Below are 17048 nucleotides of genomic sequence, written 5' to 3' on the forward strand. Positions count from 1 at the left end.
GAATTGGATGAGTACGCAACCGAATGTATGTATCGTAGGAAGTATTAATATGGACTTGACAGTAACGACCGACAAGATGCCGATGAAGGGTGAAACGGTTCTGGGCAATAAGTTTTTCACCAACCCAGGCGGGAAGGGAGCCAATCAAGCCGTAGCTGCTGCACGTATGGGCGCGAATGTGAATTTCATCGGAGCTGTCGGGGCTGATTCATTTGGCGAAACAGTTCTCGCAAATTTTACGAAGGAAGGTATTCAGACAGAAGGGATTGAAACGATTCCGGATGCATCAACTGGAACGGCAACAATCATTTTATCGGAAAATGATAATCGCATCATTGTTGCATCGGGTGCTAATCATCATGTGACACCGGAGCTGGCGAAGAAACATGCTGACCTGATTAAACATAGCGATATAGTGCTGCTGCAGCTTGAAGTACCGATGGAGACCATTGTATTCACAATAGATGTCGCTGAGGCGAATGGTGTACCGGTTATTCTGAATCCTGCTCCATTCGAGGCGCTCCCGAAAAAAGTTTTAAAAACCGTTGCTTACTTGACGCCAAATGAAATTGAACTTGCGTCAATGAAAAAAGATCCGTTGTTTGCGTCGATCAAGGAAAAGCTGATTGTTACCCGGGGTGATAAGGGTATATCGTTTGTTGCCAACGGTGGTGAACGGGATATCAGCGGGTATAACATTCAAGTGGCGGATACAACCGGAGCCGGGGACACATTCAACGGCGCATTGGCTGCCGAACTGGCGGGTGGAACAGGCTTGCATAAAGCAATTAGCATGGCGAACGCCGCTGCAGCCTTGTCGGTTTCAAAAATTGGCGCGCAAGGCGGGATGCCAGCCAAACGGGATGTTACCGAATTTTTACGGGAAAGGGAAATGTTCGAATGAAAAAAGCAGGGATGTTAAATCGGGATATTGCTTCAATACTGGCAAGAATGGGGCATACCGACACGATTATTATTGCGGACTGTGGACTGCCGCTTCCGGATGACACCGTTACGATTGATCTGTCGATAAAAATTGGTACACCGGATTTTCTGATGGTGCTTGAGGCGGTAGCCCAAGATATGGTGATTGAAGAAATGACGCTGGCAGAAGAAATCAAAACAGCGAATTTAGCATTGCATAACCGGCTTAAATCGGACTATGCGGACGTGCCAATTCGGTATATGACACATGAAGGACTAAAAGGTGAAATCAAACATACCAAAGCAGTTATACGTACAGGGGAATCAACCCCTTTTGCCAATACCATTTTAAAATCAGGCGTTATTTTCTAGCGGAAAGAGGAGGTGGCATCATGGCAAATACCCCTTTTGTAGAGATGAAGGGAATCAATAAGTCATTTTCCGGCAATCAGGTTCTAAAAAATGTAAACTTCTCGATCAATCAAGGTGAGGTGCATGCCTTAGTCGGTGAAAACGGTGCCGGGAAATCGACCCTGATCAAAATATTGACCGGGATCCATAAACGTGATCAAGGTGCTATCAAGCTGAATGGAGAGGAAGTTTATTTTTCCCATCCGAAAGAGGCAGAACAACAGGGGATCATGGTTATCCATCAGGAACTGAATATCATTCCGCATTTGACGGTCACCGAAAACATGTTTATAGGTAAAAATTTGACCTATGGCAAAACCGGTGTTCTGAATACAAAGACAATGCGGAAACAATGTGAAGCAAACTTGCAAAAACTAGGCGTATCGAACATTCATCCGGATGACATTGCCGGGGACTTATCAGTCGGCAAACAGCAGATGATTGAAATTGCCCGTGCGATATCTACGAATGCTGAATTGATTGTAATGGATGAACCGACTGCTGCATTGACAGACCGTGAAATTGAAAGTCTTTTTGACGTTGTCGAGTCGTTGCGGAAACAAGGTGTTGCGGTAATTTATATTTCACACCGGATGGAAGAAATTTTTAGAATCTGTGACCAGATTACCGTCTTGCGTGATGGTGAATATATCGGGACTGAAAATATTACCGATGTGGACTTTGAAGCTATTGTCAAAATGATGGTTGGACGTGAACTGGGCGAACGGTTTCCGGAGCGGGAACATACTGCCGGTGAAGTTATCTTTGAAGTAAAGGATTTGGCGCGAAAAGGATTATTCCAGGATATCAATTTTTCGGTTAAGGAAGGTGAAATTCTGGGTGTTGCCGGATTGATGGGGGCCGGACGTTCAGAAATGGTGGAGACGATTTTCGGTTATGCCCGGAAACAGAATGGACGGCTATATCTGAATGGTCAGGAATTAACGGTTAAACATCCCTCAGACGCGATTAAAGCGGGCATCGGTTTTATTACTGAAGACCGGAAATCGAAAGGGCTGCTCACTGATTTTTCCATAGGGGATAATATTTCACTGACAAATATGAAATCGATCTCCAAAAATGGTGTCATTTCTGCTAAAAAAGAGCATCGGCTAATTGCTGAATTAATGGATCGGCTAAAAGTTAAAGCGACCGGTGCTGCTCAAGAAGCGAAGGCATTAAGCGGGGGTAATCAGCAAAAAGTGGTAATTGCCAAATGGCTCGGCATCAAACCGAAACTGCTCATTTTGGACGAGCCGACAAGAGGTGTTGATGTCGGGGCAAAGAAAGAAATCTATTCGATTATGAATGAACTGACCAAAAACGGCGTGGCTATCATCATGGTTTCCTCGGAACTGCCTGAAATTCTAGGTGTCAGTGACCGGATCATGGTGATTCATGAAGGAAAAATAGCGACCATACTCAATCGTGATGAAGCAGATCAGGAGAAAATTATGACAGCAGCAGCGGGGGGTGAGTGAGATGAAATTACAACAAAAGTTCTTTCATGATTTTTCCAAATTGGGGCCGTTGATCGGACTCATTTTGATGGTTATTTTTCTTGGCTTTATGAGTGATGATTTTTTCACATTGGATAATATTTTTAATTTGCTGCGGCAAATATCCGTCAATGCGCTGATTGCATTTGGAATGACATTTGTCATTTTGACAGCGGGGATTGACTTATCTGTCGGATCCTTGCTGGCATTGGGAAGCGCGTTGACAGCAGGCCTGCTGTCAGGTGGCATGGATCCAATTTTAGCGGTATTACTCGGGCTTCTGATTGGGTTGGGACTAGGTGCTATTAACGGTTTGATCATTACAAAGGGAAAGGTGGCGCCATTTATTGCTACACTTGCCACGATGACGATTTATCGCGGGGCAACACTTGTTTATACAGATGGCCGGCCGATCACGGGTCTGTCCGACAGTTTCACCTTTGAAATGATTGGCCGGGGATATGTGTTTGGGATTCCTTTCCCAGTCATTTTGATGCTTGGTGTTTTTCTGATTCTTTATTTCGTCCTAAGAAAAACCGTGTTTGGACGTCAGGTCTATGCTATTGGCGGCAATGAGGAAGCGTCTATTTTATCAGGTATTAAGGCAGATCGGGTCAAAATAGGTGTTTACGCCCTGACCGGGATGTTGTCTGTGTTAGGCGGAGTTATTTTAACAAGCCGGCTGAATTCCGCACAGCCTACAGCCGGGGAAATGTTTGAGCTGGATGCCATTGCAGCGGTTGTTATTGGCGGCACAAGTCTTATGGGAGGACGCGGACGGATAACCGGAACATTAATCGGGGCTTTGATCATCGGGGTTATAGATAATGGCTTGAATCTGATGAATGTCTCGTCGTTCTACCAGCAAATCGTTAAAGGTGGCGTCATTCTGCTCGCTGTATTATTGGATAGAAAATCTAAATAAACTATGTTAAGGAGGAATTTTCAATGACTAAATGGCTAAAGCGAATGGGGATTTTGGCAGTTTTACTGTTGGTTGTCAGTGCTTGTTCAACAGAAAGTCCAGGTTCAGACGACGAAGACGATACTTCATCTGAAGGAGGTACCGATGATTCCGTAAAAGTCGGGCTTTCGGTATCCACTTTAAACAATCCGTTTTTCGTAACGCTTCGTGATGGTGCAGAAGCTGCAGCAGAAGAGGCCGGCTACGACATAGTGGTAACGGATGCCCAGGATGACGCTTCTTCACAATTAAGTGATATTGAAGACTTATTGCAGCAGGATATTGATGTTTTATTAGTTAATCCTGTCGACTCTGAAGCAATTGTCACGGCGATTGAATCGGCAAATGCACAGGATGTTCCGGTTATCACTGTTGACCGCAGTGCAGAAGGCGGAGAAGTCGTTACGCATATTGCTTCTGATAACGTGTCAGGCGGAGAAATGGCTGGTGAATTTATCGCAGAGCAGCTCGGCGAAAGCGGGAATATGATAGAGCTTCAAGGTGTTCCAGGTGCATCGGCAACAAATGAACGCGGTGAAGGTTTCCATAATGTTGTTGACGAAATGGACGGATTGGAAGTAACGGCCCAGCAATCAGCGAACTTTAACCGTTCTGAAGGTTTGAATGTGATGGAAAACATTATCCAAAGCACAGATGAGATTGATGCCGTATTTGCGCACAATGATGAAATGGCGCTTGGTGCAGTAGAGGCACTTGAATCAAATGGCATGCTTGATGATGTGCTGGTTGTTGGCTTTGACGCAACAGACGATGCAGTAGCAGCTGTGGAGGAAGGGAAGATGGATGCGACCATTGCCCAGCAGCCGGAATTGATCGGTGAAAATGCGATTGATGCTGTCGATTCAGTTGTCAGCGAAGAATCGGTTGATGAGTTTATACCAGTTGAATTGGAGCTTGTGACAGAATAATTGACTTCAGGTCACTTCACTCAGGTGAGGTGGCCTGTTTTATTTCTAGCTTTTCATTCTGAACCAGAAGCAAGAGCTGGTTTCGTTTTTGTTTCAAAAAAAAAAGATTAGGTAATCATTTATCCTTCTTCCAGAGTTCGTGATGTAAAATATGTATATAAATTAAAAGCTGGGGAATTCTATGTGTGTACAGATTTTTAAGTGTGGTGATGTGTATGAAACCTTCTTTGTTAGTATTCAGTCTTATATTCACAATATACCTGGTAATAGGTCTAATGCAAGCAGAGGCCAAACCAAATGAGGGTGAAACCAAGCAGCATAACTGGCAGGAATACAGTACCCACTATGAGACAGTTGATGCCGGATCACATGAATATACATACTGGAAGAACTTTATTGAACGAACGCGTACGTGTGATATTTCCCATAAATTGAAGTCAGTTGTGTACTATTGTGACCTACACGACCATACCGATTCCCAGATCTTTCTGGAGGAAACCATTCATAGTGAAAAGCATAAGTGACCATATTTTGTTTACCAAAACGTAATCGTTTTTGAGGAAAACGAGGATGGGACACAATTAAAACTTTCCACGCTAAAGACGAACGATTACAGACAGGGCAGGAAGTGCAGCATTTGACTTTTTCAACAGTCACATCCTTATTCATCGTTGATAACGACTGCGAAAGCGTGACAATGTGCCTTGGTGTCCTTCCTTCCATTCTGATGTTAGTTGCGCGCGATCATTCACTCCGGCAGCATACTGCGCTTTCCATGGGCATCTTGGAATGCAAAGACTTCTTTCCTGCGGGGTCTTTGGCTCGTGCTGTTCCCATAGGAGTCTCCGTATGCTGCCTCCGCTCATGTCATGTTGGAGTGCTGATTGTTGAAAGAAAAGCATGCACGGAACACATACACGGAACAATATCAATTGAACTTGCTGTCACCTGATGAGAACACGATTCTAAGCTGCGGAAAAATGCGACACGCCTGGGGGAACGGCGCAAGCCGAAGATCCACTTTGCCAAGTGGTTTTCTTGGCAAAGTTAGCTGAGGCCGTGCCCCTGGAAAGGGCGTATTTTCCGCAGCGACCATCATGTACTCACCAACAAAAGCATGGAAGAAATCAAATCTAAGACCAAGTGACTTCTCCGTTTATGGATCATTCTCAACAAATTTTCAAACATATCTCAAAAGATACCCGAACTGTTCCAATCATAGTGGAATCATATCACATCGTTCGGATTTATCTTTGGCTAATATACTTTTGTTCCAGCCTCTTTATTATATCTATTGGATTTGCTTATAGTGACACAGTTTTGCCGATACACAATTGAGTACCGCAACAATAGAATTCGCTTGTTTGCGTTTTCACTTGGTTTTATAGTAAACTAGTTGATGGATTTAATAAATTGCTATTATCATAAGGAGGTTATACTTTGGTATTGCCATATAAACACGAACCGTTTACTGACTTTAATGATAAGCAAAATCGTGCTGACTATGAAGCGGCTCTCAGAAAAGTGGAGAGTGAGTTGGGGAAAGATTATCCACTTGTAATCGGGGGCGAGAAAGTTTATACCGATGATAAACTTATTTCGGTAAATCCTGCCAATAAAGAACAGGTGATCGGAAAAGCTTCCATGGCGACGAAAGAGCATGTCGATCAGGCAATGGAAGCAGCAAAGGAAGCTTTTAAAGCGTGGAGAACATGGACTGCGGAGGAGCGTGCTGAAGTGTTATTCAAGGCAGCGGCTATTGCTCGTCGCCGCAAGCATGAGATTTCTGCATGGATGTCTTATGAAGCGAACAAGCCATGGGGACAATCTGATGCGGATACAGCTGAAGGGATTGACTTCCTTGAGTACTATGGACGGCAGATGATCCGTCTTGGACAAGGCCGTGAAATTAATGACCGTCCAGGGGAGAATAATACGTTCTTCTATCAGCCGCTTGGACCCGGCGTAACCATTCCGCCATGGAACTTTGCCTTTGCCATTGTCTGCGGAACAACAGTTGGTCCAGTTGTAGCCGGCAACCCGGTATTGATGAAGCCGTCTGAAAACACTCCGGTAATCGCCTATAAATTGATTGAAATTTTGGAAGAAGCAGGCCTGCCAAAAGGTGTTGTCAACTTCCTGCCGGGTGACCCTGCTGAAATCGGGGATTACCTTGTTGATCATAAAGACACACATTTTATTAACTTTACCGGTTCACGTGCAACAGGTACGCGCATCTATAAGCGTGCATCTGAAGTGCATAAAGGGCAGACACACCTGAAACGTGTTGTCGCTGAAATGGGCGGTAAAGATACGATTATTGTTGACCATGATGCGGACCTGGATCTTGCTGCCAAATCGATTGTTGATTCAGCGTTCGGCTTCCAAGGACAGAAGTGTTCTGCTTGCTCCCGCGCTATCGTTCATCAGGATGTCTATGACGAAGTGCTCGAAAAAGCTTTAGAAAAGGCCAAAGCCTATACAGTTGGAAATCCTGGTGAAGAAGATGTGCCAATGGGCGGTGTCGTGAACCAGAAGCAGTTTGATAAGATTAAAGATTATATTGAAGTAGGTAAACAAGAAGGTGAACTTGTTTACGGCGGGGAAACCGATGATTCCAAAGGCTATTTTGTGCATCCAACGATCTTTAAGGATATGGATCCGGAAGGCCGCATCATGCAGGAAGAAATCTTTGGTCCTGTCGTCGGATTTGCCAAAGCAAAAGACTTTGATGAACTCTTGGATATTGCTAACAACACAGATTATGCCCTGACTGGTGCCGTTATTTCCAATAATCGTGCACATTTGAACCGTGCTCGTTATGAGTTTGAAGTGGGTAACCTGTACTTCAACCGCGGGTGCACAGGATCGATTGTGGGTTATCAGCCATTCGGCGGATACAAAATGTCCGGAACCGACGCCAAAGCAGGCGGACCGGATTATTTGCTGAACTTCCTTGCGCCTAAGACAGTGACGGAAGCTTGGTAAAATTTAAAATCAATGAAACAATGAGCGGTGGTTACACAAAACTACCGCTCATTTTTGTATTCAAATGGTTGTTCAAGCGTTGGTACGTTAAAACTATGTCTAATGAGTTATATGCAAAGTTGACATGAAAAATTGATTAAATGGAAAATTTAGGAATATCATTTTGAGAATCCGTGATGAGGCGAAAATTGTCTGGCTGGATAGTGGGTTGGTTTCATTTTTTGGTTCAAAATAAGTTAGTTCCATTTTTTGGTGATCATCAGTACCTATTGCATCCTGTTCGAATCTATTGTATAGTTATTCAATATAATTGCATATTCAACCTCAGTTCGGTGAGGTAGAGGTGCAGGCAGTATGAGTAGCCGGCGTGAGAATGACAACGATGACCGCCGATGAAAGGACTGTTTGCCGAAGCGTGATAAGGGTCTGGCTTATCACTGCTGGTATATCACTGAAGAAGCGATATACTGTCATGCTCCGAGTGCATGGAGGACTACTGATCGATGGAGGATAACTTTAATTGGCAGCACAATGATGGGTTATTTTCCTGTCGTTGTTTTTTTATTTATAAAAGTGTTTCTGTCACTTTTTCGAAAAACCATTTTCGACAGCCAATCGGTCTCTTTTATCTGTCCATGCACTCCCTGATTGATAGGGGGTGTTTTTTGATATATGAAAGATTTAATCGCGAATATATTTCACTGAATTTGATGCTTGTCTGATGTCATATACGTTAGTCTACTAATCTAAAAAGGGGAATCAGCTATGAGTAAACTTAAAAACTTCAGTGCGCCACATCCGTTTGTCATTTTATTTGCAGTCATTATTTTGCTGGCGGTCAGCACGTATTTCATTCCGGCCGGAGAATATGAGCGAACAACTAATGAAGATGGACAAACAATCGTTGTTGATGGAAGCTATCATTCAGTGGAATCGAATCCTGCCGGGTTCATGGAAATCTTTCAGGCTGTCCATCAGGGAATGGTAGAAGGTGCAGCTATTATTTTCTTTATTTTTATTGTTGGTGGTGCTTTTGGTATTTTCCGGGCAACGAATACAATTGAGGCAGCACTTGGCAGTATTTCATCGAAAGTGATGGGCAAGGAGATCTACTTGATTCCGGTTGTCATGCTGTTTTTCGGGGTTGCTGGTGCCAGTTTTGGGATGTTTGAGGAAACGCTGCCGTTTATTTTAATTATGGTGCCAGTTGCTATGAAGCTTGGTTTTGATTCAATGGTTGGTACCGCAATGGTGCTCGTTGGAGTTTCAGCAGGCTTTACGGCTGCATTCACAAATCCATTTACAATTGGAGTTGCTCAGGGAATTGCTGATGTGCCATTATTTTCGGGAATAGTTCCGCGTATCGCTTTTTGGGCTGTGTTCATGGCGGTCAGTATTACTTATGTCATGCTCTATGCGCGAAAAATTAAAGCAGATCCATCCAAAAGTGTTGTTTATGAAGAGGATCAAAAACAGAACATTGATTCGGATGGCATGGATCAGCACAAGCTTTCCAAACAGCAGGGGGCAACACTGGGCATACTGATGCTGACGCTGGTTATACTCGCATATGGCGTTGTCCAGCACGGCTGGTTCATCACGGAGATTGCCGCATTGTTCATGATGATGGGACTGGCTATCGGTCTGATGAATAAAATGAAAATTAATGAGATGGCCGAAAAATTTGTGAAAGGCTGTGAAGAACTTGTTGTTGGTGCCCTAGTTGTCGGGTTTGCCTATGGTGCGCTTGTCATTTTGCAAAATTCCAGTACAATTGACACCATTTTATACGGTATTACCGAGGTTGTTTCCGGATTACCCGGACAACTTGCCGCAATCGGAATGTACGGGATGCAAAGCTTATTAAATTTTATCGTGACTTCCGGAAGTGGTCAGGCAGCACTCAGTATGCCGATCATGACGCCGCTTGCAGATCTACTTGACGTCAGTCGGCAAACGGCAGTCCTTGCCTATCAGATGGGTGATGGCATTTCAAATATTATCACACCGACAAGTGGTTTGTTGCTGGCAGGGCTTGCCATGGCGCGCATTTCCTGGGTGAAGTGGTTCAAATGGGCGTGGCCATTAATCCTCATTCAATATGCACTTGGTGCTATATTTATAACGGTTGCCCATCTGTTCATCTGGGTTTCCTGATATAATGGAAAGGTGAAACGACGAGCTTTACAGTACAGGAGGCATTCAAAAATGGTTGAAAATCTATTTACTAAATTAGAAGAAATATATCCAAAGATGGTAGACTTTCGCCGGGAGCTTCATATGCACCCGGAGCTGTCCCATCACGAAGAAAAAACACCTGAAAAAATCGCGGCGTTTTTGCGCGGTTTGGGTATTGAAGTCCGTACAGGTGTCGGTGGTAGAGGTGTTGTCGGCACACTGGAAGGCGGCAAACCAGGTAAAACAATTGCGCTCAGAGCGGATTTTGATGCTTTGCCGATTCAGGATGAAAAGGATGTGGATTATAAATCACAAGTGCAGGGCGTCATGCATGCGTGCGGTCACGACATTCACACGTCAGCACTGCTTGGTGTGGCAAAAGTTTTGAGTGAATTTCGTGATGAGATTCCTGGAACGATTGTGTTTGTCCATCAATTTGCTGAAGAGGCAACACCTGGTGGGGCAAAATACATGATTGAGGATGGGTGTCTCGATGGTGTCGATATAATTTATGGCGCACATGTCATGGCGGATGAGCCATTTGGAACGGTCGGTGTCCGGGGAGGCTATGCTTCGTCTGCACAGGACGATTTTGAAATTGAAGTGTTAGGTAAAGGCGGTCACGGATCTTCACCTCACACAACCGTTGATCCACTTGTAACGGCGAGTCAGCTGGTCGTTAATCTTCAGCAAATTGTCAGCCGACGTGTCAGCCCGCAGCATGCCGCAGCTGTTACGGTCGGCTCGTTCCAAAGTGGAGGCGCGAATAATGTAATTGCCGATAAAGCTGTCATTAAGGGAACCGTCCGTACGTATGATGCAGAAGTGCGGAACATGATTGAGGAAGCGTTGAAGCAAATTGCGAAATCAACATGTGAAGCGGCCGGAGCAGGCGTCAATATTCATTATGTCCGGGATTGCCCATCGATGTATAATGATCCGGAAGAAGCCAAGCGTATTGAAAAGATAGCTCAGTATGTCGTTGGTACGGAAAATGTCCGGGAAATGGCACCGATGATGGGCAGTGAAGATTACGCTTTTTATCAGGAAGAAATTCCAGGTGTTTATTTTATTGTCGGTGGTGAGAATCCGGACATCGGGGCCGTTTATCCACATCATCACCCAATGTTTAATGCTGATGAGAGATCGATACTGAATATCGGGAAAGTGTTTATCAGTTCGGCATTGAGTTACCTGTCTGACGAGGAAATTGTGCCGACGGGGAAATAACTTGGAATAGGCTGTTGTTGCGCCACACGGAAATTCGGGAGAGGCGTCCGACTCATTAATCGAAAACGATGTTTGAAAGCCCCCATAAAGTTAACGCGTAAAATCAAAATAAGCTGCAGGATACAATAGCGAATGGAAGCTGTATCTGCAGCTTATTTGATTACATCATAATTACGTTTAATATTACTGAATAAATGACGTATTCACAAACCCTTCAAAATTCGGTTTTTCTTTCAGGAATTGCAAGTCATAGGAAGAATTTCCAAATTCCTGGATGACGTCTGCATCAACTTCATAGGTGAAATCGGTACGTTCCCAGGCACTTTCCATCACGTTTTTTTCCAGCTGCTGATCAGTAATGTCAGCGATACCTTCAATCGTAATGTCGATTGCTACATCCGGATTTTCGTTAATATATTGAACAGCTTCTTTATGCGCATCAACTAATTTTTGTACCTGCTCACTATTGTTTTCAATCATGTCATCCGATGTAACCATGACAGCCGCCGGCAATGTCTCACCAAACGAAACGTCACTTGTCGGGATAACGACATTGGCATCAACTTCTGCTTCCATGACGGATGCCCATGGTTCAGGTGCAGTGGCGACATCGATATCACCGTTTTCAAACATTGATTGGTAGCGTGCAGGCTCACCTGTTACATGTGTCATAGAACCGCCGATACGCTCAGAGGTAATGCCTTTCTCTTTCATATAGGTCTCGAACTGAACGTCGTGCGTGCACCCGACACGTGGTGAGATGAATGTTTTTCCTTCGATATCTTCCCAGGATTCAATGCCGCTTCCATCGCGGGATACGATAACGGTACCTCCTGTTGAAGACGCACCAATAATCTGGACATCCACACCGGAGATGAAGTTGTTCATCGCCGGCCCTGGCCCGACGAGTCCCCCTTGGATTTCACCGGTAGCCAACGCTTTCATAAACGTGGAGCCATCCGGGAATGTTTGATATTCGACATTAACATTTTCCCCGAGGTGATCTTCATACATTTCTTTCTGTTTGGCCACCATAGCAGGTGCGTGATTCAGGTTGGGAAAATAGCCGATAGTGACTGTTTCACTTTCACTGCTGCCTGAAGCTTCACTGTTTCCTCCGCATGCTCCGAGAATCAGGAGTGCGCCTATCATAAAAAATACGAATCGTTTTTTCAACTTGAATTCCCCTTTCTTATTAAGCTGCTTCTTCCAATCCCCAGCGTTTGAGCACTTTATTTTCAATACGCTGAAATACAAGCTGGTCTACAACAGAACCAATTACCCCAATTATAATGATGATCCCAATGACGAGACTCATATTGTTAAAGTCGGATGCATAACTGAGCGTATAGCCAAGCCCCGGACCTGTACTCATCAATTCGGCTGCCATCAAAGCACGCCAGCTGAATGCCCATGCCAGCCGGACCCCTGTTACGGCATGTGGGATAGATGCCGGAACGACCACTTTGAAAAATAAATCCATTCCTTTTGATCCCATCGTACGGGCTGCTTTCAAATAAATTGGCGCAACATTCTTAATCCCGATGCGCATATTCATCGTCATAACGAAAGTTCCGCCGATAACAACGACAAAAATGATGGACGTTTCGGTAAAACCGAACCAGATGATAGCCAGTGGCACCCAAACAATACTTGGGACACTTTGCAAGGCTAAAATCATTGTCCCCAGCGTTTCATCAGCTATTTTTACTTTGGCAAGCAGAACGCCGAGAAGTGTTCCAATCACGAGTGAAATAGCAAGCCCGATGAAAAGGTGGCGGAAACTTGCCGCGATATCATAGACAAGCGTCATGTCCGCAAAACCGGCAAAAATTGTTTCCGCAACCGTAAACGGACCGGGAATCATTGACTCAGGCCATATGCCGAGCAGGAAAATTCCCTGCCAGATTAAAATAAGGACAGCGAAAAATATGATGCGTTTAAAGACTACCGGCATATTGCAACTCCTCTTTCATGACGTTTTCGATTTCGGTTTTTAAAATGGTCATAATGTCTTCTTCCATGACTGCCATATCTTTTTGCTGCCGCGGCCGTTCCAGGTCGACTTTGAAATCTGAGATGATTGTACCTGGCCGTGCACTCATGATGATGACACGATCCGATAGTTTAATCGCTTCCCGAATGCTGTGGGTGACAAATACGATGGTCTTTTTAGTGTCCAGCCAAATTTTCTCTACTTCTTCCTGGAGTACATGCCGTGTCTGTTCATCCAGTGCCCCGAATGGTTCATCCATCAGGAGCAGTTTGGAATCCATAGCGAGCGCTCTGGCTATGGAAACACGCTGTTGCATACCACCGGAAAGCTCGTGCGGATAATTTCCGGTAAATTGGCTGAGATGAACCATTTTCAGGTAATGGACAGCCTTCTTTTCCTGTTCTTGTTTGTTCACTCTTTTTCGCAATGGGAAGGTGACATTTTCTTTTACCGACATCCACGGGAATAAGGCAGGTTCCTGAAATACCATACTTTTATCCGGACCCGGTTCAGTGATCTCCTTGTTGTCTAGACTGATTGATCCTGAAGATGGCATGGATAATCCGGCCATCATAGACAATAATGTTGATTTGCCACAGCCAGATGGCCCCAGCAATGAAATGAATTCACCTTCACTGATTTGCAGATTGATATGTTTTAACGCTTGAAGCGGCTGTTCGTCCTTACGCTGGAATGATTTAGTGACCTTATTGATGTCCAGATACATGGCGTTCACTCCTGTTAACTTAAATCTGATTAATTTTATCGGGAATATATGTTTTAAGCATTTTACCATGAATTCATGCATTTTCCAATAGGGGGCTTATGTAAAAATGAGGGGATATTAAAAAAATAGGCTTTATTGGATTGAATGGGCATATGTCATTAGTCTATGAAAGGGGAATGACGTTGGTTAACCTTAAAAAAGGGGGATAAAGGAAGGGATGATTGTCAATGGCTTATTAAAAAAGCTGATATTCTTTTTAAAAGATATCAGCTCTGCATCGTGATACAAGTTTTTTAATTTATTTCCATGTATCCTGTAATACCCGCAGCCAGTTTCCGTGTGTTATTTTTTGCAGTTCATTATCATGAAAACCGTGTGCTTTCAGGAGATCGAGCAGTTTCGGCAGTCCTGTGACATCTTTGAGCGGGTCAGGAACGGTGGTGCCATCAAAATCCGAGCCCAACGCAACGTGATCAACGCCAAAATTTTCGGCTATGTAATCGATGTGCCGGACAATCTCATCCAATGATATGTCTGTTCCGAGACCGCCATCTTCCCGCAGCATGTTGACCGCATAGTTGATGCCAGCAACACCGTTCGATTCGGTGATGGCATCCAGCTGTTTATCAGTCAGATTGCGTGCGATCGGGCTGAGGGTATGAGCATTGGAATGAGTTGCCACAAGCGGGGCATCTGTGAGATTGGCTACATCCCAAAAGCCCTTTTCGTTAAGATGCGTGTTATCAATCATGATGCCCAGCTGATTACATTCCCGGACAAGCGATTTGCCGGATTCTGTCAGCCCTGCCCCGGTATCTGGTGAAGACGGATAGCGGAATGGCACTCCCTCTCCATAAGCATTCGGGCGGCTCCAAACGATTCCTAATGACCGCAGTCCGGCCTGATAGAGGATATGAAGCGCATCAAAATTAGTATCGATTGCTTCGGCTCCTTCAATATGAAAAATCCCCGCTAAGATGTCATTTTCCAGGCAAAAATTCAAATCTTTAGTCGTCCGGACGACTTTCAATTGGCCATTTGCTTCAGATTCAAGCTTAAATAATCTGGCTGCCATTGCGTTTGTGAACGCCAGAGCATTTCTCTGGCTGATAGGTGGTGGCAGCGGCACATCATAGCCCTCCTCTGTTAAATAGTCCTCCGGCTCAACTTCATAGTTCTCATTCGGTGTGTATACAGCAAAAAATCCGCCGCCAAATCCGCCTTGTTTAGCACGAGGCAAATCAATATACCCTGTTGAGCTTTCGCTGAAAAATGATGGCGGATCATCAGACATATGCTGTCTGAGCAATGTGTCGTTGTGTCCATCGAAAATTGGAAAGTTGGTCATGTTTGGTCGCTCCTTCTCTTTCTGTTTTGTTTTTATCTTATCATAATTGGTAATGTTTCAGCTTGAGAGTGTTATAAACCCAGAAATATACGTCCGGTTATAACAGCTTGAAGTACTGGCAAAATTTAATAATAAAGGACGAGGCTGGGACACAATGAAAACTTTCCACGCTAAAGACGAACGATTACAGGGCAGAGGAAGTGCAGCATTTTACTTTTTCAAGAGTCACATTTGTCTTGGTGCATCCTTCCTTCCATTCTGATGTTAGTTACGTGCGATCATTCGCTCCGGCAGCATGCTGCGCTTTTCGAGGAGGCTGAGGCCGTACCCCCGGAAAGGGCGTATTTTTCCGCAGCGACCATCATGCACTCACCAACAAAAGCATGGAAAAAAGCAAATCTAAGACCAAGTGACTTCTCAGTTGATGGATCATGCGCAACAAATTTTCAAACATACCTCAAAAGATAAATCCGAACTGTTCCCATCATAGTGGAATCATCGTTCGGAATTACCTTTGGCTAATATACTTTTGTCCCATCTTCGTCCTTTATTTATTTTTTAAATGACTCGTAAGCGGTATTAGCTATTGCTTTAGACAATGAACCTGTACTCGGATAGGAGCCACTTTCAAGAGGTCCGTTATTTTGTTTGTTGGTAAGGACAATAACTTGCAGGTTATACTTCGGATCAAACATTACTTGTGTACCGGTAAATCCTGTATGACCAAAGGCCTGCTGGGAGTGTTTATCGCCCATATACCAGGCTTTGTCCTTTTCCCAGCCGTAGCCTTGCCCAAATCGTTGTTGTGAGGTAAATGCTTCTATAACATCTTCATTATATAAATCTACTTTTCCGTAGCTGCCGTTATTCAGCATTGTCTGTCCAAGAACTGCCAGGTCACGTGCTGTTGAGAAAAGACCGGCATGACCTGCTACACCATTATGTGCATAATAACTATTTCCGTCATTAACTTCTCCCTGAAGTGTATAATTTCTCCATTGGGTAAATTTATCAGCATCTTCTTCCACATAGTAGCCAAAGTCAGGGTCATCGATCATTTTATACTCATAAGGATTTCCAAAGGACGTTGCAGCAATTTGTTTATTTGTATTTTCCGCTGCATTGAACATCGTATCTTTCATTTTTAATGGTTCGTAGACATTTTCCTTTAAATATTCATTCAAATTCTGGCCGGTAACTTCTTCAATAATGAAACCGAGCGTCATAAAGCTAAAATCACTGTATCGCCGATCAGTTCCAGTTTCATATTCTAGTGAGAGATGGTTAATATAATCCAATACTTCATCAGGGTTGTGTGCATACAAATATGTTGGTTCCCACGGCGTTAAACCCGATGTATGTGTCAATAACTCTGTAATGGTGACGTCTTCTTTACCATTTTTAGCGAATTCAGGGATATATTTAGAAACTTTATCAGTTACAGAAATTCTCCCTTCTGAAACAAGCTTCATAATACCTTGTGTTGTCCCCATCACTTTTGTGACAGAAGCAAGGTCAAAAATTGTTTTTTTCGTCATTTTTTGCGGACTTTTTAATAATGTGCCCATGTCGTATTTTTCTGCATAACCATATGCATTCTCTAATACAATTTTATTGTCCTTTGCAACAAGAATAACAGCGCCCGGCGTTACTTGGTGATGGATAGCCTCTTGTACAATATCATCAATTTCAGCTAATTTTTCTTTATCCATGCCGACACTTTGCGGTGATCCATGGCTCAGTTGGCCTTGTCCGGTTTCAGCATAGACAGGGCTGAGCGAGACGGATAACAATAGTACTAAAATCAGCGTTATGATAGATACTTTATTCATCAGTAAACCTCCATTTATTTCA

15 protein-coding genes and 1 riboswitch are annotated in these 17048 nt (G+C 44.0%); of the genes, 10 read left to right on the forward strand and 5 right to left on the reverse strand.

The genetic code is table 11. From position 1 onward, the window contains the following. Positions 1-7: 7 nt before the first annotated feature. From rbsK to BM195_RS10350, 10 genes are all read left to right on the forward strand, one after another. Positions 8-904 (forward strand): ribokinase, encoded by an 897-nt coding sequence (gene rbsK / locus BM195_RS10305; RefSeq protein ID WP_090237471.1) that lies wholly within the window; start codon positions 8-10, stop codon positions 902-904. Then, positions 901-1296, forward strand: a complete 396-nt coding sequence (rbsD, locus tag BM195_RS10310; RefSeq protein ID WP_090237474.1) for a D-ribose pyranase — start codon at positions 901-903, stop codon at positions 1294-1296. The genes rbsK and rbsD overlap by 4 nt, the downstream gene beginning before the upstream one ends. Positions 1297-1316: 20 nt before the next feature. Beyond that, complete coding sequence (locus BM195_RS10315; protein WP_090237477.1) at positions 1317-2816, forward strand: sugar ABC transporter ATP-binding protein; 1500 nt, start codon at positions 1317-1319, stop codon at positions 2814-2816. Between the two features lies 1 nt (position 2817). Further along, positions 2818-3759 carry an ABC transporter permease subunit gene (locus BM195_RS10320; RefSeq protein ID WP_090237480.1) on the forward strand — a complete coding sequence of 314 codons (942 nt, stop codon included), beginning with the start codon at positions 2818-2820 and terminating at the stop codon, positions 3757-3759. Between the two features lie 23 nt (positions 3760-3782). Then, the gene (gene rbsB / locus BM195_RS10325; RefSeq protein WP_090237483.1) at positions 3783-4727 is read left to right on the forward strand and encodes a ribose ABC transporter substrate-binding protein RbsB; all 945 of its coding nucleotides are present in this window, start codon (positions 3783-3785) and stop codon (positions 4725-4727) included. Between the two features lie 215 nt (positions 4728-4942). Beyond that, on the forward strand, positions 4943-5251 hold the full coding sequence (locus tag BM195_RS10330; protein WP_139223995.1) for a hypothetical protein: 309 nt from the start codon (positions 4943-4945) through the stop codon (positions 5249-5251). A 363-nt stretch (positions 5252-5614) separates the two neighbouring features. Then, a complete protein-coding gene (locus BM195_RS18340; RefSeq protein WP_170848225.1) occupies positions 5615-5782 on the forward strand; it encodes a hypothetical protein in 168 nt (55 codons plus the stop codon). A gap of 385 nt (positions 5783-6167) precedes the next feature. Then, entirely contained in the window at positions 6168-7715 is a 1548-nt protein-coding gene (gene pruA / locus BM195_RS10335; RefSeq protein ID WP_090237489.1) for an L-glutamate gamma-semialdehyde dehydrogenase, read from the forward strand. Between the two features lie 330 nt (positions 7716-8045). Next, positions 8046-8219: riboswitch (Lysine riboswitch) on the forward strand. Between the two features lie 261 nt (positions 8220-8480). Next, positions 8481-9872, forward strand: a complete 1392-nt coding sequence (locus BM195_RS10345; RefSeq protein ID WP_090237495.1) for a YfcC family protein — start codon at positions 8481-8483, stop codon at positions 9870-9872. A gap of 51 nt (positions 9873-9923) precedes the next feature. Continuing rightward, positions 9924-11123 (forward strand): M20 metallopeptidase family protein, encoded by a 1200-nt coding sequence (locus tag BM195_RS10350; protein ID WP_090237498.1) that lies wholly within the window; start codon positions 9924-9926, stop codon positions 11121-11123. Between the two features lie 183 nt (positions 11124-11306). Here the strand turns inward: BM195_RS10350 and BM195_RS10355 are convergent, their stop codons facing one another. The 5 genes from BM195_RS10355 to BM195_RS10375 form a co-directional block, all read right to left on the reverse strand. Then, entirely contained in the window at positions 11307-12299 is a 993-nt protein-coding gene (locus BM195_RS10355; RefSeq protein ID WP_425283911.1) for an aliphatic sulfonate ABC transporter substrate-binding protein, read from the reverse strand. A gap of 19 nt (positions 12300-12318) precedes the next feature. Continuing rightward, the gene (locus BM195_RS10360) at positions 12319-13080 is read right to left on the reverse strand and encodes an ABC transporter permease (protein ID WP_090237501.1); all 762 of its coding nucleotides are present in this window, start codon (positions 13078-13080) and stop codon (positions 12319-12321) included. After that, positions 13064-13846, reverse strand: a complete 783-nt coding sequence (locus BM195_RS10365; RefSeq protein WP_090237503.1) for an ABC transporter ATP-binding protein — start codon at positions 13844-13846, stop codon at positions 13064-13066. Before BM195_RS10365 ends, BM195_RS10360 begins: the two co-directional genes overlap by 17 nt. A gap of 298 nt (positions 13847-14144) precedes the next feature. Continuing rightward, positions 14145-15194 (reverse strand): dipeptidase, encoded by a 1050-nt coding sequence (locus tag BM195_RS10370; RefSeq protein WP_090237506.1) that lies wholly within the window; start codon positions 15192-15194, stop codon positions 14145-14147. A gap of 551 nt (positions 15195-15745) precedes the next feature. Then, complete coding sequence (locus tag BM195_RS10375) at positions 15746-17026, reverse strand: serine hydrolase (protein ID WP_090237509.1); 1281 nt, start codon at positions 17024-17026, stop codon at positions 15746-15748. Between the last annotated feature and the right edge of the window lie 22 nt (positions 17027-17048).

The sequence above is a fragment of the Lentibacillus halodurans genome (assembly GCF_900112045.1).
GTDB lineage: Bacteria > Bacillota > Bacilli > Bacillales > Amphibacillaceae > Lentibacillus > Lentibacillus halodurans.